8 protein-coding genes and 1 pseudogene are annotated in these 19,608 nt (G+C 48.9%); 5 read left to right on the forward strand and 4 right to left on the reverse strand.

Features of this window, described 5'->3' with window-relative positions:
• Positions 1-137: 137 nt before the first annotated feature.
• From ACIS_RS01270 to ACIS_RS01285, 4 genes and pseudogenes are all read right to left on the reverse strand, one after another.
• Entirely contained in the window at positions 138-1,592 is a 1,455-nt protein-coding gene (locus ACIS_RS01270) for a Do family serine endopeptidase (protein WP_012880439.1), read from the reverse strand.
• Between the two features lie 2 nt (positions 1,593-1,594).
• A complete protein-coding gene (gene hflC, locus ACIS_RS01275; RefSeq protein ID WP_012880440.1) occupies positions 1,595-2,467 on the reverse strand; it encodes a protease modulator HflC in 873 nt (290 codons plus the stop codon).
• A gap of 2 nt (positions 2,468-2,469) precedes the next feature.
• Entirely contained in the window at positions 2,470-3,570 is a 1,101-nt protein-coding gene (gene hflK, locus ACIS_RS01280) for an FtsH protease activity modulator HflK (RefSeq protein ID WP_012880441.1), read from the reverse strand.
• Between the two features lie 512 nt (positions 3,571-4,082).
• Positions 4,083-4,532: pseudogene (locus tag ACIS_RS01285) on the reverse strand (P44/Msp2 family outer membrane protein); the annotation flags it as partial.
• 3,775 nt (positions 4,533-8,307) lie between these two features.
• On the opposite strand from ACIS_RS01285, the gene ACIS_RS05630 reads away from it, so the two are divergent.
• The 5 genes from ACIS_RS05630 (at position 8,308) to ACIS_RS01315 (ending at position 19,189) form a co-directional block, all read left to right on the forward strand.
• Positions 8,308-8,628, forward strand: coding sequence for a TrbC/VirB2 family protein (locus ACIS_RS05630; protein ID WP_410510741.1), 321 nt, complete (start codon positions 8,308-8,310; stop codon positions 8,626-8,628).
• An 820-nt stretch (positions 8,629-9,448) separates the two neighbouring features.
• Complete coding sequence (locus tag ACIS_RS01300) at positions 9,449-9,814, forward strand: TrbC/VirB2 family protein (protein ID WP_012880443.1); 366 nt, start codon at positions 9,449-9,451, stop codon at positions 9,812-9,814.
• Positions 9,815-10,110: 296 nt separating this feature from the next.
• Positions 10,111-10,482 carry a TrbC/VirB2 family protein gene (locus ACIS_RS01305; protein ID WP_041651117.1) on the forward strand — a complete coding sequence of 124 codons (372 nt, stop codon included), beginning with the start codon at positions 10,111-10,113 and terminating at the stop codon, positions 10,480-10,482.
• Between the two features lie 130 nt (positions 10,483-10,612).
• Positions 10,613-13,033 carry a VirB4 family type IV secretion/conjugal transfer ATPase gene (locus tag ACIS_RS01310; protein ID WP_012880445.1) on the forward strand — a complete coding sequence of 807 codons (2,421 nt, stop codon included), beginning with the start codon at positions 10,613-10,615 and terminating at the stop codon, positions 13,031-13,033.
• Between the two features lie 555 nt (positions 13,034-13,588).
• Positions 13,589-19,189 carry a glycine-rich domain-containing protein gene (locus ACIS_RS01315; RefSeq protein ID WP_012880446.1) on the forward strand — a complete coding sequence of 1,867 codons (5,601 nt, stop codon included), beginning with the start codon at positions 13,589-13,591 and terminating at the stop codon, positions 19,187-19,189.
• The last annotated feature ends 419 nt before the right edge of the window (positions 19,190-19,608 follow it).

A 19,608-nucleotide genomic window follows, 5' to 3' on the forward strand; every position in this document is an offset into this window, starting at 1 on the left:
ACACTGCGCAATTTTAGCAAGCTGTGGGGCGAGAGCAGAATAGGGCCAAGGCCAAGCCCCGGGGCGATCGGTGCAGAACGCCTGGGTGAGGGCCGCGGGGCAAAACAAGGAAAGCAACGCTCCGAGCACAGCAAAGCCTACGCATTCTTGTTGAATTTCACTGGTATGTATATCGGCGGTGCATCACCCCCTCCCTTCTTTACAAGCAGCAACAGCGAACCTTTTCCGCCGCTACTACCCTTGATTTTACCCATCTCCTTGCTAAAATCTGACACACTGTTTATTGTTGTAGAATTGATGCCAAGCAGGATATCTCCCTTTCTGACGCCTTCGCTAAATGCGTCGCTTCTATGGTCAACCCTAAGTATCAGCACCCCCTCCTGCTGCTGTTTCTTCGAACTTTTGGGAAGACTACCAACCGTGATCCCTATGCTATCATCAGTGGCCTCCTGGTCTGCACCCCCCGGCACGGCATCGTCAGGCAGCTTGCCGATTGTGACCACAACGTTCAAGGTACGGCCATCACGCTGGACAGTCACCTTAGCCTTTTCGTTTACCGCGGCTTTCGTTATTAGATGCGTAAGCTGAGGCATGTTCTCGATTTTTTGCCCATTGAACTCAAGAATGACGTCACCCACCTTGAGCCCCGCCTTTTCCGCCGGGCTGTCTTTTGCTACACCGGATATCAACGCACCTCTCGCTCTCTCCAGGCCCAGAGAATCTGTCATGTCATCAGTCACATGTTGAATGACGACCCCCAGCCAACCATGCTCTACCCTTCCGCCCTTGGATAGGACGCTTATAACACGTGCTGCATTGTTCGAGGGAATGGCGAACGCCACGCCAACGTTGCCCCCTCCCTGAGGAGACATTATTGCCGTGTTGATGCCAATAACTTCCCCATCGGCGTTAAACAGTGGCCCCCCGGAATGTCCACGGTTTATGGCGGCGTCAGTCTGCAAAAACTCGCTCGCAGTACCAATATTGATATCCCGCGCACGGCCGGAAATTATGCCTACGCTTACTGAACCTCCAAGCCCGAAAGGGTTACCTATGGCCAGCACCCACTCGCCTACCAAGACATCATCAGAGTTGCCCAGCGTTACCGGTTGCAGGTCTTTTTTCGTCTTAACCTTGAGCACCGCTAGATCCGTCTTAGGATCCTTCCCCAGCACTGTGGCCTTGGCCGTGGAATTATCACTAAACTTCACGTGAATCTCCTTAGCATTCGCTATAACGTGATAGTTGGTCACTATAAGCCCGGACTTATCTACTATAAACCCCGAACCCAAGGAAACTACCTTTCTGGGTTTTGGTGGGTCCACGAGCAGAGGTTCCAAATTGTTGAAGAATTCCTCAAAAATGCCCTTTGGAATTCCCGGGAACCTGAAACCCTGGCCGCCCATAGAGCTTGCATCGCCATCTACGGTCTGTTCCGTGGAAATATTGACTACTGCAGGCAACAGCCTAGCAGCGAGCTCAGAGAACCCCTTGCGGCTGTCCGGAACCACAACCTTCGATTGTGCCGCTGACGGCAACGCCCAGCTATACAGCGACGCAATCAGCAAAAAAAGCGATAAAAACCTCTTCACACCTAACCCCTGCTTTTGTTAAAAAGACTGATAAAATCATTGTTTGGTGACAGCACAATTTTAGTTGTGCCATCGCTGAAGACCTTCCTGTAGGCCCTCATTGTACGATAAAAACTGAAAAAGTCAGGGTCAGCCTTAAGGGCATTGTTATAAATTTGAGAGGCCTTTGCATCCCCCGTACCCCTGATAATCTGTGCATCCCGCATCGCATCGGCGATAATAACACGTGTCTGGAAATCCGCATCTGACCTGATCTTTTGAGACATCTCCTCACCTTCCGCTCTGATTTCCCTCGCCTCCTTTTCCCTATCTGTCTGCATACGGCGGAAAATCGCTGCACTATTCTCCTCGGGAAGGTCTGCCCTCTTAATGCGCACGTCAACCATCTCTACGCCGAACTTTTCGGACTCTGTACTTACCCCCTCTTGTATGCGACGCATAACATCAGCCCGTGCTTCGTTGAGGAAGTTGATCAAAGCTACGCTGCCCACCTGTGCACGCAAACTTGACTCTATAATTGAGCCCAGCCTATTCTCAAGCCCGGTCTCACTCCGCACTGTTTGGTAGAACTTGACCGGATCAACGATTTTGTACTTTGCGTAAAAATCCACAACAAAGCGCTTCTGGTCTGCTGCTATTACCTCGCAAGAATCCGATCTGATCTCTATAATTCGCTTGTCGAAGTATATAACCTCGCTAATTACCGGGACTTTATGAAAGAGGCCGCTTTTTTGCACACTTTTTAACACACGCCCGAACTGCACCACTATAGCCTGGTGCGCCTCATCCACAATGAAGAGAGATTCCACCAAGAGCGCAACTCCCCCAAGAACAAAGCCACACAGCAGCGCGAGCTTGGCCAGACTCAACCTCATAATCACCCCCTACCGTTCCCAGCTTTCTTGCCTCCATCTCCGGCCAAGGGCAAGTAAGAGAACAAACCCTTAACATCGTCGGTGACCACAACCTTGTTCATATTGTGCAACACCTCTTCCATCGCTTCTATATACATACGATCCCTAACGGCATCTGGCTGATTCACATACTCTTTGTGCACCGCAAGAAACTTCGCTGCGTCCCCCTGTGCCCGATTTATTACCTCGCTCTTATAGGCCTCAGCATCGAGTTTTATTCTAATTGCCTCCCCCTTCGCCTTGGGCAACACTTCATTACGGTATGCGTGGGCCTCATTTATTGCCCGCTCTTTGTCGGCCCGAGCGCTCTGCACGTCTCTGAACGCACTGATAACCTTCTCTGGGGGGTCCACCTTCTTGAGCTGTATGGAGAGGACTTCCACGCCCATGTTGTATTGGTCCAAGACGCTCTGCAACAGCTTCTTAGTCTCATACGCTATGGAAGCTCTACCTTCACCCTCTATCGCGAAGGCAAGAGTACTCTTCCCTATTATCTCCCGCATCGCACTCTCAGCGGCATTTTTAACAGTCGCTCCCGGCCTGCTATCCCGAACGCAGAACAAATACTTATACGCATCAGTGACCTTCCACTGGACGTCAAAGTTTATATTCACGATATTCTCATCACCAGTAAGCATGATGCCCTCTCCATGGCCAAGGTCAGAAGTAGACCTATACGCAGCACTGCCAATTTCTTCCTTACTGACGATCTCCACCTTCACCTTCATCACCTTGCCAAAGGGACGAGGCAACCAGAACCGCAATCCGGGCTCGGTGATCTTGTTATATTTTCCAAACAGAAGCTCAACAGCCTTTTCTTCAGGATTTACTACATAGAACCCCGAAGAGGCATACAACAGGACTATAGAAAGAACCAAAAACAGAACGTACGAGCCCTTGAATACGAAGCCCCCACCGTTACTATTCCTAGGCACCCCCCCGAGAGCAGAGCGGAAGCCCTCAAAGAAGCCATCTAACTGGCCATCTCCGAATCTTTTACCATTTTTAGGTTTATCAAAACCCTCACCGCCATTCTCGCCCCAGGGATCACCTCCCACACTCATACAGCCCCTTAAAACCGCACCACAGCCTGGTCAGTCTATCCCAGAATATCTGCCATATCAATAAAATACTGGGTAAGAACACCCATGCTGAGCCACCAAGGTAAGGTACACAGGGTTTGGCATAGCGAGGAATGTTTCCTCAGCAATTGGTGGAGGGATTGCCCCTGCACTCTGCACCTGGCTAGTTAAGACAACGGGCTGGCGCATTGCCCCTGGGCTTTGCATAATATTCTGGGCACTGGTTGCACTAGTCGCACTTACAAGAATCAGGAAGGAAGACGTATACAGGGACTGGCTGTAGGACTGACTGCCCAACGATTTCAACTCTCGACCCTGCCGCCGCAACCCACCAAGTATCTACCCCGCGGTTGGTAGTATTCCGTAAGTTAGAAGAAGTTAGTTGGTTACTGGAGAACAGACCAGCTGTAGGGATACTCGCTAGGAAGGATTCACATGGAGGAAGGGGAGTGCGGAGAGCACTCCCCCTAGAAGGTTACTTTCTCTAGTGTGACCTAGAAGGCAAACCGGACACCGAACTCACCACCGAAGTAAGCCATGGTGAAGGAAGCTACACCAGTTTCCTTATTTCTCCCAGCTGGGCCTGTATAGTCAGCAATAGGGCTAAGAGGTAGCTCATCATAGTCACCATCACCTAGCACCTTATGGTAGAAAGCCCCAGCGAAAGCGGAAATTTCAGGAGTCAGAGCATAACTCAGACCAGCCTTCACTCTGTAGGCGAACTTAGGATTTATATGCCCGTCTACAACACTGATGAAGTTACCACCGATACCAGCACAAGCATAAGGCACAACCCCAATACCGTCAGTCAGGAGGTCATAACAAGCATTGAGCATTACAGAAGTAGACCCAATAGCCCTAACCTCTATCACCTCCGCACCTTCAACAGCTTTGGCAAAAGCCCCAGCAACAACAGCCTTTTCATCAGCTTCCAATGTATTAATATACTGTGTCAGCTTTCTTATTTTCTCAGCAGCAATCAGTTCTTTAACAGCATCACTCTTCTTACCTGAATCAACTTTATTTAAGTAATCAGTCCAACCCCTATTCTTTGTAATCTCCATAGCACTAGTCAATGCAGCCTTCATCACTGTAGCTACTCCACGTTTCTCAGCAATCTCTGTAAGTTCTTCTAGTGCTTTGATCTTGGATAGTTCATCTAGCTTCTTTTGCGTCTCTGTCAGCTCCTTTATTGCAACTAGTGCCTCTAGTTTGTTCTTAAGATCTGCCCGGCCTGGAAGTGTTGTCACTCCGGGTGCTTCCAATTCCTTTACCAGCTTCTCGAGCTGTGTCATCCCAGCTTTCTTAAGTTCCTCTATTGTCAGCTTCTCAAGGCTCGTGAACAACGTGATGCCACCCCTTTCCCTTCCCTTCACCAGCTTCCCCGCCGCTTCCACCTCCTGTATCTTCTCTTGCTCCAGTGCTCCTAGATTCTTCACCAGCTCCCGTATCTTCTTAGCTCCCAGCCTCTCTAAATCCCCCAATTCTCCAAGCTTTCTGATTTTCCCCAGTGCTTCCAGTTCTGTGATCTTTACTAGCTTCCTATCTAGGTCCACTAACCCCAACTCATCCTTCAACTGCTTCAGTGTTTCCTTAACCTCAGCTAATGCCTTAGACCTCTCCCCAGGCATTAGGTCATCCAACTGACCTAGCGTCCCCAGTGCCCAGATCTCTTCGAGTTTACCTGCCACTGCTGCTATAGCTTGTGGATTCAGATTCTTACGTACACCTTGCTCATCCAACTGTGTTAGCTCCTTAAACTTCTCTCTCCACCTCCCCTCCATCAGATCTAGCTGTCCTCCCAATGCTCTAATCTTCTCAGTCAGTTGCAATCCCCCTTGCACATCTAATTCCCCAGCTTTCTGCCTCTCAGCCAATCTCTTAACTTCCTTAACCTCAGCTAATTCCCTCAATCTCTCTTCCAATCCCAATTCCTTCAGTTCCCTTATTGCAGCTAGTTCTTCTAGTGTGTCCTTGAGTGCCTCGAGCTTTTCTTTACTGTATGGCCCCAACTTCCCCTCAAGCCTTTTCACCAGCTCACCCAGGCTCTTCTCCTCTACTCCTTCCGCTTTTTCTATCGCCGCTCCCAAGTCTCCCAGCGCCTTTATCCCCTGCGACCCTACCTGTGTCACCACTCCCTTCTTTGCCGTCTTTACCTCCTCTATCTTCCTAGCTTCTAGCTGTTCTAGGTCTCCTGGCTCCTTGATTTTCTCTATATCATCCTTAAGTCTCTCCCCCACTCCCTTTATTGTTTCTAGTTCTTCTAGTTTGCTCTTGAGATCCTTCACCCCCTGCACCAGCTTCTTTAGCTTTACTGCCGCCTTTTCCCACTCCTCCTTTGCCTTCTCCTCCTTGGCCCCTATCTTCTCCCACTCCTTAACCACCTTCTCCAACTTCTCTATCTCCACCTCCTGTATCTTCTCCTTCACCTTCTGGAGCTCCTTTACCTTTATCTTTTCTATTTCCTTAAGCTTCTCCTTCAGCTCATCCCTTTCCTGCTTTACCTTATCCCACTTCTTTATCTCCTCTAACTTCTCCAACGCCTCCTTCACCTTTTCCGGCTCTTTGCTCCATAGCTTCTCTCCCACCTCCTTCTTCACCGCAGCCTCCAGTCCCAACTCGTTGAACCCCACCTTCATCACAACTTCCTTCATCTTCTCAGTTGCTAGCTTCTCCAAGTCCCCTTTTATCCCCTCTATCTCCTTCTCAAACTCCCCCTTCGCCGTCTCCACCTCCCTTATCTTCTCTTTCTCCATCTCCCCTATGCTGTCCTTCACCTTCTGGATCTCCTCAGCCTGCAGCTTCTCAAGTTCTCCTAACCACTTAAGTTCTCCAAGTTCAGCTAGTTTACTTACTTGCTTTTCTAATTCATGTTGTAACTTCACTAACTCATCAGCTCTACTTAGTTCTTGAATAACTAGTCCCTCATCAACTCCTACCATCTCTCCCATCAGGAATGTATCACCATCAGCACTAGGTACTGCACTACCAAGTACTGCACTGCTAAATACAGCCCTTACAGGACTAGCTGTTCCTGCTCCTATACTATCTACTACTTCCTTCCTAAACCTCTTCACATCCCCCATAGACATCCTACCCAATGCACTGGATAGTAACTGACCCCTCACTGTATCTAATGTTAGATCTCTACCTAGAAGAAATGCTGTGTTATCTCCCCCCTTAATAACAAACCTCTCATACCCTACTTCAACTTCAACCCTGGCGCCTCACTCCCTACCACTTCTGCACCAGTTCCTATACTAGAGCGCTCTTGTTGCACCACTATTTTCACCACATGTGTTACTAGTGCCACAGTGAGATGAACCCGAGAAGTGGTAGAGTAGAGGTATGCTGTGTAGTTGGTTGGGTAGTTAGGTGTGCTGGGCTGGGTGGTACGAGTTAGGGATGGCCTGGGTGTAGTTGATGGGTGTACTAAGTTGTGGGGACGAAGTCAAGTGATGCTGTGTAGGTAATACGCAGGGATTTGGGTGAGGTATGAGTGATGCCAGGAACCCAACTGTGTAGAGTGCCGGTTGATGTGCACCGCTATTCCTACCACATGTGTTACTAGTGCAACCCGAAATACCAGTACTTCCTCTTTTGTTTTCCTCATTGAACTTACATCATTATCCATACAATGGGCAGGTGTGTTGATAGTACCAAGAGCTTTGAATGAAGGAGATGGAAATGCTGTGTAGTTGGTTAGGTAACCAGTTGATATGGGAATGAGTTGTGAGGTGCTGGTAAGAAGTGGGAGGATTTGGGTGTGGACCTTTAACTGTACTTCAGGGACAACATTAGGTAGTAGAGTTTGGGGCTGATGGCCAAGTTTAGACACGGCTAAGGTTACCCAGCAGGCGTTGTACACGCATGCTTGGTAGTGTCTCACTGTTTTGCCTAGTAAATGTTCGCACCAATGCAACCTTCAGCGAGACACAAATTTGCGCGCGCATACAAAGGCCTGTTAGCCGAGACTTTTTGCTCTCTGCATTTTTGGAGTCACGTGTTGTTAATCAATTTCCTCTACGTCACTGGCCCCTGTGACATTGTGCCACTTGTCGAGGAACTTTGAATGAAGCCCCAGGCCGCTTTCATGTCGCTGCATGCACTTTGCGCGTGCAGCACCCTAACTACTACCTTTTTGCCCGTAATGGGCGTGCCATCTTGCCCGGTGCTCCATTGTATGCTGTGGAATATTTCGATAACTGTTCACAGTCGCCGAAACGCTGCAACGAACTTTTCTCAATGGTTTGGTGGCCTGCGCTCGTTCACATCTGCGCGGGCAAGCCTTCCAAGTAGTGCTGTCCCAGGGCGTACAGCTCAGGGTTACCGGATCTTGTACTGTGTGATACCAACTGAACCACACGGGCAGTGCGCACAGCCATTTGCGAGGGATGATCCCCATAGTTTTGGCCACACACGAGAAAGGTACCGCCTACATGTTGTGTCATAAGTGGCGGAGTTCGATACCTGGTGCACTGTCACCCTGAAGCGTAGAGATTTTGATTGTTTACTAGGGAGAGGAAAGTGACTTGTTGTTTGTTATTGAAGCGTTTCGGAAGTGCTATGTGCGCCGCAGCGCCGAAGGTATTGTTGTTTTTGGTGTTCCTATTTATTGTTGATTCGGCCCACGCCGGCAGTAAGGGTTCTGGTAGTAAGAGCACCGGCAGTAAGAGCACCGGCAGTACGAATGTCGGTACTGCTAACCAGTTTCCTGCTGTGGGTGGTAATACAGGCCCAGGTGGTGGTAATGTAGGCCCAGGTAGTGGTAATGTAGGCCCAGGTGGCGGTGGCGGCGCCAACGATGATATGGTTGCCGGCAAGGTCATCTGCAATGTAATCAGTTTCGTCAGGGCTATAGGGTTGCCAATCATGACTGGGGTGATATTAGGCTCTAGCATCATGGCAATTTTCGGCAGATTGGCGTGGCCTGCAATAGCCATACTAGTGGTGTTCACTGGGGTGTTCTTTGGAGCAGATAAACTGGTTAAGAAATTTGCTGATGGTGTTGGTCCGACGTCCGTATTTTCGTGCACATAGGCGTGTACGTATCTGGGCGCGATTGTGTCCACAGCAGTGTGATGCGTGAAGGCTCATGCTTGTAGTAATAAGGACAAACGCCCACGCTGCCGCCCTGCACCCCCGGGGCGGCAGCAAACTGCTTTGCGATGAAAGCGTTGTGCCATTCTGCCCCCTGGAGAAAATACCTCGCCATGAGGATGTGCACTCGGCACCTGTTACGCGCGGCTTTGCGCCACCGAAGCCGGCATTACAACATCTCGACGAAGACCAATATTATATATAATACGCGTATAGTCGGGGGATGGCTCATTACCGATAGTAGAGCGCGTAACGAACTGTATACACCCATACCGTATGCAAACGTTGAACACAAGGCCCAACCCCCCTCCCCGAGGACTCTTTGCTTTGCACGACTTTTAGTATTCACTACACCCAGCATAGGTTGCCGCTAGGGCCGACCCATGGCGGATATTGTACCGCACGAATGGTGTAGTAAAGCAACTCCACCACGTGAACGTGTGTTGCTATAACCTACTACAAGCGTAAGAAATGACAAAATTACCCGCATAAATACATATTTTATTCGGAAAAGTCCCTAAGGATCCTGTTATTTGGGAGGGAGCGTACATAATTGCGCGCTAAACAAGAATATTAGTTAATCCTAAATTAACCTATTGTCTCATAGAATGCAAACAAGGTGAGTTGCTCACCGTATGCTAAGTGCACCGTGGAGGTCATGAAAGCGGATTTTAGTAAACTTATAAATCTGCTCGCATAAGTGGCATATCGTAGGGGCTTTTCCGTGGTGTGTGGGATAGTTCTGAATGGGGGTTCAATAATGTCATGGTTTGTAAAATTTTTCTTTCAGGCAATAGGAGCATGCACACTACTAGTTGCGCTCAGCATCGGTACTGCAGACTGCGCCCTCGCAAACGGCAAGCCGGCAGTGCAACAGGATGATAAAAAAGATGTGGCTACAAAAGTGATATGTAATGTCATTCTTTTTGTGCAGAAGTTGGGGTTGCCGATCATGACCGGCGTTATCCTAGGTGCAAGCGTGATGGCGGTTTTCGGTAGGCTAGCATGGCCTGCTATAGCAATGTTGGTTGTATTTACCGCGATATTCTTTGGCGCAAGCAAGCTCATCAGCAGATTTGCGCAGGGGATTACCGAGCTAGACGCTGATAACTTTGACTGCAAGTAAAACTTATTCGGGAATGCGCGGCAGTGACGTACTCGATGCCGATAGTTCTGACACAACTACCGCAACAAGATACCAATGTTGCCAGATGCCTTGACGGGACACTATAGTGTCCCGTGGGCGTCACACGTGCTGGGTTCCAGCGCTCCCTCAGGCTGGTATACATTCTGAAATTCGCGATACACGCCGTAGACTTGAGCGATATACAATAAAATTGAAAAATTCATTAAGCATAACTGTAGATAGGTTACGCAGATTGTTATATAAGGTAGACAGGTAAAGTCTTTAAGAGAAGTGGGATGTTAAAAGCCTTTTTAACAACGGTATCTGTGTTTATTTTTACGCTAATATCGTTCAATTCTGAGGCCTCAAGTATAAATGCAATGCAGGGTTCATCCAATGCGGCAAATGGCGAGGTGGTGTCTAAAGTTATATGTAATGTTGTGGTATTTGTGCAGAAGTTAGGGCTGCCAATAATGACGGGGGTCATACTGGGCTCGAGCATTATGGCGGTTTTTGGTAGACTTGCATGGCCTGCGATAGTGATGTTGGTGGTTTTTACTGCGATCTTTTTCGGTGCCGGGAAGTTGATTTCAAAATTTGCAGGTGGTATTGCAGAGCTAGGTGCTGATGACTTCGACTGTAGAGTGCTTGCTGGTACTACGATATAGCACACTTGTTGACGTTCAGGCTTTCTGAACGCCGGTCAGGTTGCCTATTTTTGGTTCACGGAATGTTAAGCATATGAATGTAGTACTCTGAATTATGCTTGGTGCGTGAGGTTTTCGTGGGTGTTTGCCGGTGTCTTTCATAGATGATTTTATGCTCAGGTTTCGCCCAAAAAAGGGTGATGCTGGTGAAAGTTCTGGTGAGAAGGACTGTGTAACTAAAGAGGTGCATACTCCCTCCCATACGGGGGGGACGCATTCCTACGCGGAGTTCATAACGCCTGCCTGCCACTACAATGAAGACACGCTGCTGAACAAAAGTGGGGGGCTGGTACAGATAATACAAATAGAGGATTATGCCTACAGTTCGGGTTTGGGGTCTCTCAGAGATGCCATACGGACGGCAATAGCGAATGTGCAAGATCCAGGAATTGCATTCTGGGTATACACCGTAAGGGAGGAATGCCAGTTTGAACTTGATTGGCGCAAGACTCAGGACTTTTCCGACTCGTTGCACTCCGTGTACCGGTCCTCCATAAGCTCAAGGCGCACCTACGCTAATGAGGTGTATATTGCGGTGGTGACTCAGCCCATGCGTGAAGGGCTAGAGCGCATGGTGAGTGCATTGACATTCGGCATCGTCAAAAAAAGACACAAGAGCTTCTTGGCCTCCAAAGTGCAGCAGTTATCCAAGGTGACCTCCGCAATGGTGGCAGAGCTACAGTGCTTTTCTGCCAGACGGCTTGGGGTAATCCGCTGTGATGACGGAAGATGGCGGTCTGAACTGCTGGAATTTCTGGGTTATTTGGTTACCTTAAGGCGTGGGGAGCGCTTCTTAGAATCCCGTGACAGTGCGCACACGATAGCTGCGGGGTGCGGCCTGACTGTCGGGTTCAACACGTTGAAGGTTTCAGACGAAAGCGGCTCCAGATACGGAGCAGTTCTTGGCGTCAAAGAGTACGCTGGTGAATCTCTAGACGCAATTGACATGTGTTTGCAGCAAGAATGCGAATTTGTCATAACAGAGGTTATACAGTTTGTGCCGAGTACGCAGGTTAAAGATGCGTACAGGAGACAGGCCGAGATGCTAGAGATAAGCGGGGACGCAGAGCTTGCAAAAATTGCTCGCCTAGAAGAGATCATGTCTGCGAATGAAGACTCAATCGGGGACTGCTGTAAGCGGAAAGTGAGTTGCATGATCATCTCGAACAGTGTGCCATCCCTCAAAAAAGACATAAAAAAGATGGTTGCTGCATTCTCGGCATTGGGTGCAATTGTGGTGAGGGTTGACTTGGCCCTGGAAGACGACTTTTGGGCCAACATGCCCGGCGGCTTCCGCTACGTTCTTGGGATGCGATTCGCAATGGTGAAGGCTGCATGCACCTTTGCCATGACGCACCACTTCCCTTCTGGGGCACTTAAGGGTGGAAGATGGCAAGAGGCAATTACCCTGTTTTTCTCCAACCAGAACCTACCGTATTTTTTTGGCTTTCACGCGGGAGAGAAAGGACACACTCTGTGTCTTGGGCCGCAAGATTCACACATGACCCTGCTGATAAATTTTATCATTTCAGAGTCCAGAAGGCTGCGTGCAAAATCTGTAGTATTTGACTATAGCGGAAAGTCTATAATTTTTGCCACTGCAATCAACGGGCAATACAACAGGATAGATGACAGGCAAGGTAAGGTAACTCAGTTCTTCAATCCGTTCAACGTGCATGATACACAAACAAATCGCGAAATAGCCGTTGGGGTTGTAGAGAGAATGGCTAGCCCGCTTGGGCCGCCCAGCGCAGAGATTAAGCTGGCAGCCAGAGAGGTTGTTGATAGGATATTCTCTATTCCTGTAGAGTCTCGTACGCCGGAAAAAGTTCGGGAATGCATAGAAGAATTGGGGGGAGCGGCACGTGCCTGGGGTACCAAGGGAGCGTTTGCGCATTTAATATCAGGCAGGAAAGAGATGGTGTTGGATGCGGAATTTTTGGCGATAAACGTCGGTATGCTTGCTGGCAAACAGGAATGCATAGGTGCCGTGTTGTATTTCCTTTTGCGCTCCCTTGAAAGCCGCTTCAATGGAGAGCCGACTATTCTCGTAATGTACGAAGCTTGGATCATGGATGTGGTGTTTCCTGATGAGAGCGAGTTCGATGCGTGGATGGAGAGGCTTACCGCACTGAACGTTGTGGTGGTGTTTGCGGCGGAAAACATGCGTGCCATCTCTGCGAGCAAGCTCATCAGATATGCTAGCAAGCACATAGAAACGCGTATTTTCATGCCTAACGTCATTATAAGCAGCCAGCAGCATATCAGGATATTCGGTCTCTCAAAAGAAGAGGTGGATGTCATGTTGCAGATTCCTCATCATGAGGGGCACTTCTTCATCAAGCAAGGCAACTCCTCAGTAGTTTTGGAGTTGAAGCTGCAGGATAAAGAGACAAGAGTGCTGTCTGCAAATAGGGCAACAATAAAACTCATGTACGAAGCCGTTGCGGAAAAGGGCAAGGATTGGTTGCCGGCGTTCCATGCAAAGTGCGATAAGGTCGCGCAGCAGTAGCACGTGCTTCTCAGAACAATGGTCCGAGAAATCCAACAGGTGTAGGCATTTTTGTGCTGCAGTGGGTAAACCATCTGCTGCTTTGCAATTACCCTACACCTACCAACCTCGGTAATGCAGCAGCGCATCTTGTTGCACCACGCACAGCCCCCTAGGGCTGCTTTATATGCTACATATGCACCGGATAACGATCCGAATTCCGCGCGCACCGCGCACTTCACCGTATCTGAATCTAACTTCGCATCATAATCCGCCGGAGTACGTGACCGTGCAATTACTTGGCAGCCAGAATCCATTTGCGCCACCAATGGGCAACGGCGTGTATGTTATATGTCTTGACGCATACAACATATAGCATATTTCTGTCATATAGGAAGCTTTTATAGGATATAACCCATATACCCAATATATCTTCCTAGGAAGGGTGTGTAATATTAGGATATGAATAGCTATTTTTAGTTGATATTAATCTTTATTTAAAGCTATTCATGTGAACTAGTCTTGGTTGACTGAAATATACTAAAAAGAAGGTACCCGTATATATTTTTCGACTGTATGTTTGTAATTAATTCGGAGCGGCGTACAAATAGCCGCCTATGGTTGGGGTTTTGGGTACATTTGGTGTGCATGCTGTGCTCTGCCATGGTGTTTTATGTCCCACGCATGTGTGATTCTGCAGGGGGCGTTGTACCCGATGAGTTCCGTGAAGTGCCAGGTCGGAGGAATGCAGACAGCATCTTCGCCGTGCCTGAAATCTTGGTTGTGTTTAGGGCACCGATGATTGGTCACAATATTGATGCTGAAAAGGTGAGAGTAGAAAGGTGGGAGTACATGCAAAGGCCGCTCGGCTATGTTGCCGGGTATGTACAACGTAACGCGAATAACGAACTACAGATGTGCGCATGCACAAAGTGGACTAGCATTTTAGATGATAATTTGGCAAGAGAGCTGGAGCTGAAAAGGACACACCAAGAGGGTGAGCTAACAAACTTTGATGACCTCTCACTCGACGACAGGGTGAAGCAGGCATGTGAATATATGAACACTTGGCGGGGCTGCGTCAACATTATTGCAGTTACCCCGGAAGTGCCAGGGTTTTGCAACGCCTTTGCCAAGGAATCGCGCATTCATGTTGTGCCAATAGAATTCCGCAGGCAGTCCTATTTCATGCCCGGACTTCGCGTTATTACCGAAGACGGAGGCGTAAATAAGGTACAAGATTTATACTTGGGTGACAGCCGCACACACTCACCTGTGCGCTCGCGCGGACCAAAAATTATCGATTGTGGAAGAATGACAGGCGGACTGCATAATTTATCAAAGGAGTGCGCTGATTTTCCTGTTGAGACCCAAGACCCCGAAGAGTATGTGTCCGCTTTTGGGTATAGGTTACATAGGCATGATGATGAGATCTGCATTGAACGCGTTAGCAATGCTGGCAGGGTTGTTGACTGTGTGCCAGCGCCGGGTTTACAGCGGCCTTCCATAACTTCGGTGCCCGGGAACAAGATGCAGATAAGATTTAACCCGTGCAAAGATCTAAACGGCAATGATACAGGTTACTGCAATTTAGCCATGGGTCCTGGCGACAAAGATAGTGCGGCGGAGTTTGCCGTGGCGAGGCCGAAGTTTGATGTAAACAGCTATGACTTTACACTAAAATACGTTTGTGATGAACCTGGTGTTGAACTCAAAAACTGCAAGCAACTCAGACAGACTTATGATGAAGACCCCAGAGGCAATGTAACTTGTCTAACGGGTTTGCAGTTTTCTCCCAAGAAGTTTTACGTCAGGAGGGACCACAGGCACTACTGGGTTAGCGAGCTGCCTAAAGTCCTTGTGGCCCGCAGCCTGGACAAAGCCAGTAAGAGGAATCTGTTGTGTGATGACAGTAGATCGCTGGACCTCTCTAAAATGCGCCAGGAAGATATTGATCGCATGAGAATCAGGGGGCGTTTTTTCCGCATTGTGCCGCAGGGAAGCGGCGGCACCGGTGGCGATGTACTGTGCAAGGATAACATGCTTTACCTCTATGACAATGATAGGGTGTTCGATCATGAAACTCCCTCCATGTGCAGTAGCTCGAGCAAATATGGGGTAATCAGTGGCCATTGTAAAACCAGGTACATGAGCGAGGATTACCATCAACCATTTTTTCTGCGGGACTCTGAAGAGGAAAGCACGAGCTCAATTGTGCCTCTAAACCTCCTAATGCAGGGCATGTGCGTGAGTAACTTTCCCGAGTATGTGTATAAGTACTATACGGGGGGCTCTCCCTTGGCTGCTGGGTTGAGTCCTGAGGAAAGCAACAAACACCTGCTGGAAATTAGTCGTGATAACACCGAGTGTGATTTTATAAGGATAGAAATGTGGGGAGGCGGAGAATCTGGCTCATTGCGTGGAGGCGCCAAGGTTGGCAAACCTGGCGAGTACGTAATGGGGGTCCTCAAGGTGAATCCGGAAGAGCGCAAATACTTAATAACTAGCGTCGGCCATGGAGGCGCCGCCTTGCTTGATGCCAAGGGCAACAGTAACGCTCAGAGCCCAGGCGGAAATACCACGGCTTTATTGTGTGACGATGTTGGTGGAGAAACGTGCAGCTTGAGACTGACAGCGGGTGGTGGAGGGCGACCTGGCGGCACCTCGTCGTCTACTGGATATGAAAAACTTGTACACTACAGAGTTGCCGAAGGGCGCGCAAAGATTAGGGATGATGAGGTCTTTGTGCCGTATCAGAACATAGATTTTGCCAGTGGGCGGGCCAGCATGCATGATGTGGGATGCGTGAGTAACTCGCCTTCCAGCGGCAAGCGTGCTGCAATAGAGGTTCTTGCGCCTAGTAAATATATGGGTGCCGGTGGATGCGCCAGGGCGGACGCTAACGTTGTGCAGAGCGGGGCACACGGCATGATTAAGCTGACTTGCGAAAAGTGGTCTGGTGATCCCGGTAAAGTGAAAGAGTGGGAAGGGAGTTTTTGCAACAAAGAGGTGCTTGAGCTTTTGAACCTGTTCAAGAAACATGCCGCAGATCGCAAGTTAAATGAGGAAACGAACACTTTCTTTGCTGACGTTGCCAGCATGCCTTTTTGTCGTGGAGTGACTGGGTTGCCCAAATTGCCCCAGGTATTAGATGCTCTGGCCGCAGTAGTGAAAGGCAATGATGTGACAAAAAAGAACAGGAAGGAGGCTAAGGCTTGGATTACCAAAACCCTGGCTCCCCTGAGCTCCGTTCTGGACAGCGATTATAGAGTTGTCAATGCGTACGTCACGGCACAGAAGGCATTGAAGAAAACAAGCACGGGAGGCAAAAAGGAGTTTTCACAGGGTTTTGAGGAGCTGATAAAAAGTAAGGTTTCTATCATTGCTGACAGCAGCGAAGTGCTGGAAATGCTCAAGCGCTTGAAAGACTACACCGGTGGCCAAAGCCTGAAGTCCGATTATATTCTCGCCGCTTTGGAGAGCAAAGAGTTTGCCGAAGATGTGGCAAAATCCCCTGACTTTGTTGAATGGCTTGAAAGCACTGTGAAAAATATTGGAAGCAAGCAAGGTCTGGCATTTGAAAATGAGCAAGAAGTAGATGCTTGGGTCGGGGGAATGGTTGCATCGCTCAAGAAGGCGCTGACGGATGATGTTGAAGTGGCAAAGGCGTACGAGAGGGTTATCAGTAAGCTGGGGGGGAGTATAGATGCGAAAGGACACGAAAGCATCGTAGATTCCTTCATTGAGGGCTTTAAGGAGCTGGCAGTAAAGGCGACCTCCACCGTTCTTGACAGAGTGCTAGAACTTCTAGAGCAGCTGAAAAACCATGCGGAAGTACATGGGGTGAAAAGTCAAGGGGTGTTCAGGAGGATCGCGAAAAGCAGCTTTCCCAGAGCCATATCGGGGCACGAAGAATTTATTGCCGGCTTGGAAGCGGTTGCTGCTGTGATCAGTGCTGAAGATAAGGTTTTTGACAACGCGAAAGATATTGAGACTTGGGTAGAAAGTTCCATAGCTCCTGTAGTGAAGGCGCTAAACAAAGAGGGCAAGATAGTCGAGGCATATGCAAATGTGCGTTACGACGAAACCCGTTCTAAGCGAGCATACGATGAGGATGCAAAGTCTGAGCTTATTACCAATTTCAGAGATCTGGTGCGGAGCAAGGCTGTAGACAGTAACTACTGGATTGTTGAAGATGATGGGGAGCGCACGCGCCGGATAACATTGGAAACACATGTAGACCCAGTTAATACCGGATTAAGTGCACGTAGGGTACTGCATGCGCTACGCACGGCAGCCCAAGAGTACGGCATACGCGATGCAGAGCTGATTTTTGATGTGTTTTTCCGAAGGGCGTACATTGTACTCAGAGTTGAAACCAATCAACATCTTTTCTCACTGCTAGAATACGTGGCGTATGTTTCCCAGTCGGAGAGAGCCCCTGACTTGCGCAAACTCAGGAGTTTTCGTTCAAGTTGGAACCAAATGCTGGAGCGCATTCCTACATCGGACTTGTTTCCCGAAGAAGTTGCACGTGCGCTTTCGAAAGAGGGGCGGCACGCCGCACTGGCAAGGTTTTTGAAAGATGCGGATTACGTCAATCGTTATGTCAGGAACAAGGTGTTTGAAGCCCTAAAAGGTATCTTGGACGCGAGTTTTGTAAAACACAGCGCGAAGAAAACCGAGGGAGAATATAAGATGTTCGCGAACACGCTTGAAGCTATGCTGAAGCGTACCAAAATTTGGGGAAGGTATAAGGACCTAGATGCCACAAAGCGAATGGCTTCTGGCACTTTCGCCAAAAATGCTGCTGGTAAATCACGGTGCCTTGCCTGGGGGCTGAACAACATTTTACTTATTATGGAGGGCGTTGCAATTGCCAGAGAAAGCATACCAGATTTTGACAGTTCGCACGCCTTTACCAAGCAAATGCTGCATACGCACACGTATCGGTACTTAGAAAAATGCCTCGAGCTTCATGGTGAGAACACGCCGTACGACGGGGATATCCGCAAGGTTGTGGAAGGAGCCATGTCTGACTTACTTGGCCAGGGGAATTATAAAAATGTGACTGATCAGGAATTTGTGAAAGTGCTCAACCAGCTACAAGCGCTGTCTACTGAAAGTGGGCCATGTCCAGAGACTGAGTCGCAGTTTGCATCTAAGGGTACATGTTGTGGGGTCCGCATGATTTCCCATCCTGCCTTTTTGAAGGTTGCTAATAAGGAATTCCGCAATGTTGTGAAAGATTTGGTCACGCTGCTTAGCTCCTGGGACAGGGTGCAAGCTTTTGATAGGCTGTGGAGCTGGTACTCGGGCAAAGCCGCAGATGTTCTAAACCGAGCATTTGACAGCAGTGCGGAGCACAAGAGGGTGTATAAAGAGCGTGCAAAAGCAGAAGCCGAGGATTGCGACAAATACATATACTTTGAACCACTTGGTCTATCTCTCTACGACCAGGTACAAGGTATGCTATATAAAAGACTCTCCGCGCTGCGTGAGAAGAGCAAGGACGCAGATGCGCTGCAGCAAGAGCATGACTTCGTGCTGGAGGCATATGATTTAATGAGCGACATTGCAAGGCATGCTGGGTATCTCCATGGTGACGGGGCTAGTCTAGTTTTCATGGCAATGCGGGACATGCAGTTCGTAAATGCTGCAGGGGGTACGCCTGTACTCTCGTTTTTATCAGATCATCTAATGCCTGCACTGAAAGGAGGGGTCAAGACCTTTGCCACACGTGCTGAAGCCGATGCGTGGATAGGTGAAATTGAGTCTCACATGGAGAAGTTTGCGCAGGATTCGCGGTCTCTGAATCTGCTGATTATCTACGGAGATCTCTATCTTGAGCAACTTTCCTTAATCGAGAACATGATGCTGCCATTCCACATGCGGGGCCAAGTCTACGAGTTGCTAAAGGGCCCACAGGGCGCCCACATATCGGAGCTTGTCAAGCGCCAGAAGAAGAGCATTGAAGAATTGTGCCTTGAAGCACAACTTCACCCTCCAGTGGATGATGTATCACATCCTCTGCTAGACGAGCTCACCATCTATGATCGCTCCTCACTCACACGTGCGATGAAGTTTGCGGGGATGGGCGTACCGTACATTCCCATGGTTAACTTCTATCATACTGTTAGGGAGCTACTGAAGAGCAAGGTAAGGGTAGTATCGTGAGCGCGATTTAATTTTCCATCGCCATCACATCCAAACCTAGCAGTTATCTACACACAGAACAGCGGAAGCACTAAGAGAAAGTGAGGTAGGGCAGCGCCCACACCCTAGAAAGTGAAGAGTATGTGCTGGTGTACATACAAACCTACCTAGTCTTGATATCTTTACTGAACTACAAGCTACAGATTTCTAGTAACTACGACACTAATCAATCTCAAGTTAGGTACACTACCATTACCTTCACGCCTCGGTTGTATAGTGGATTAAGCAAATTTTAGCGTTGCTGAGTTACCGTACGTGGGCACGTGTTCTGGTGGGTTAGTGAATGTTGTTTTGGGATAGGTGGCGCCATGTCATCATTATCCTGGCGCTTCTCTTGTTGTGCTTGCCAAACGCAGTTATGGTTCAGGGTTCTGCAGCAG

This window comes from Anaplasma centrale str. Israel (assembly GCF_000024505.1).
Lineage (GTDB): Bacteria > Pseudomonadota > Alphaproteobacteria > Rickettsiales > Anaplasmataceae > Anaplasma > Anaplasma centrale.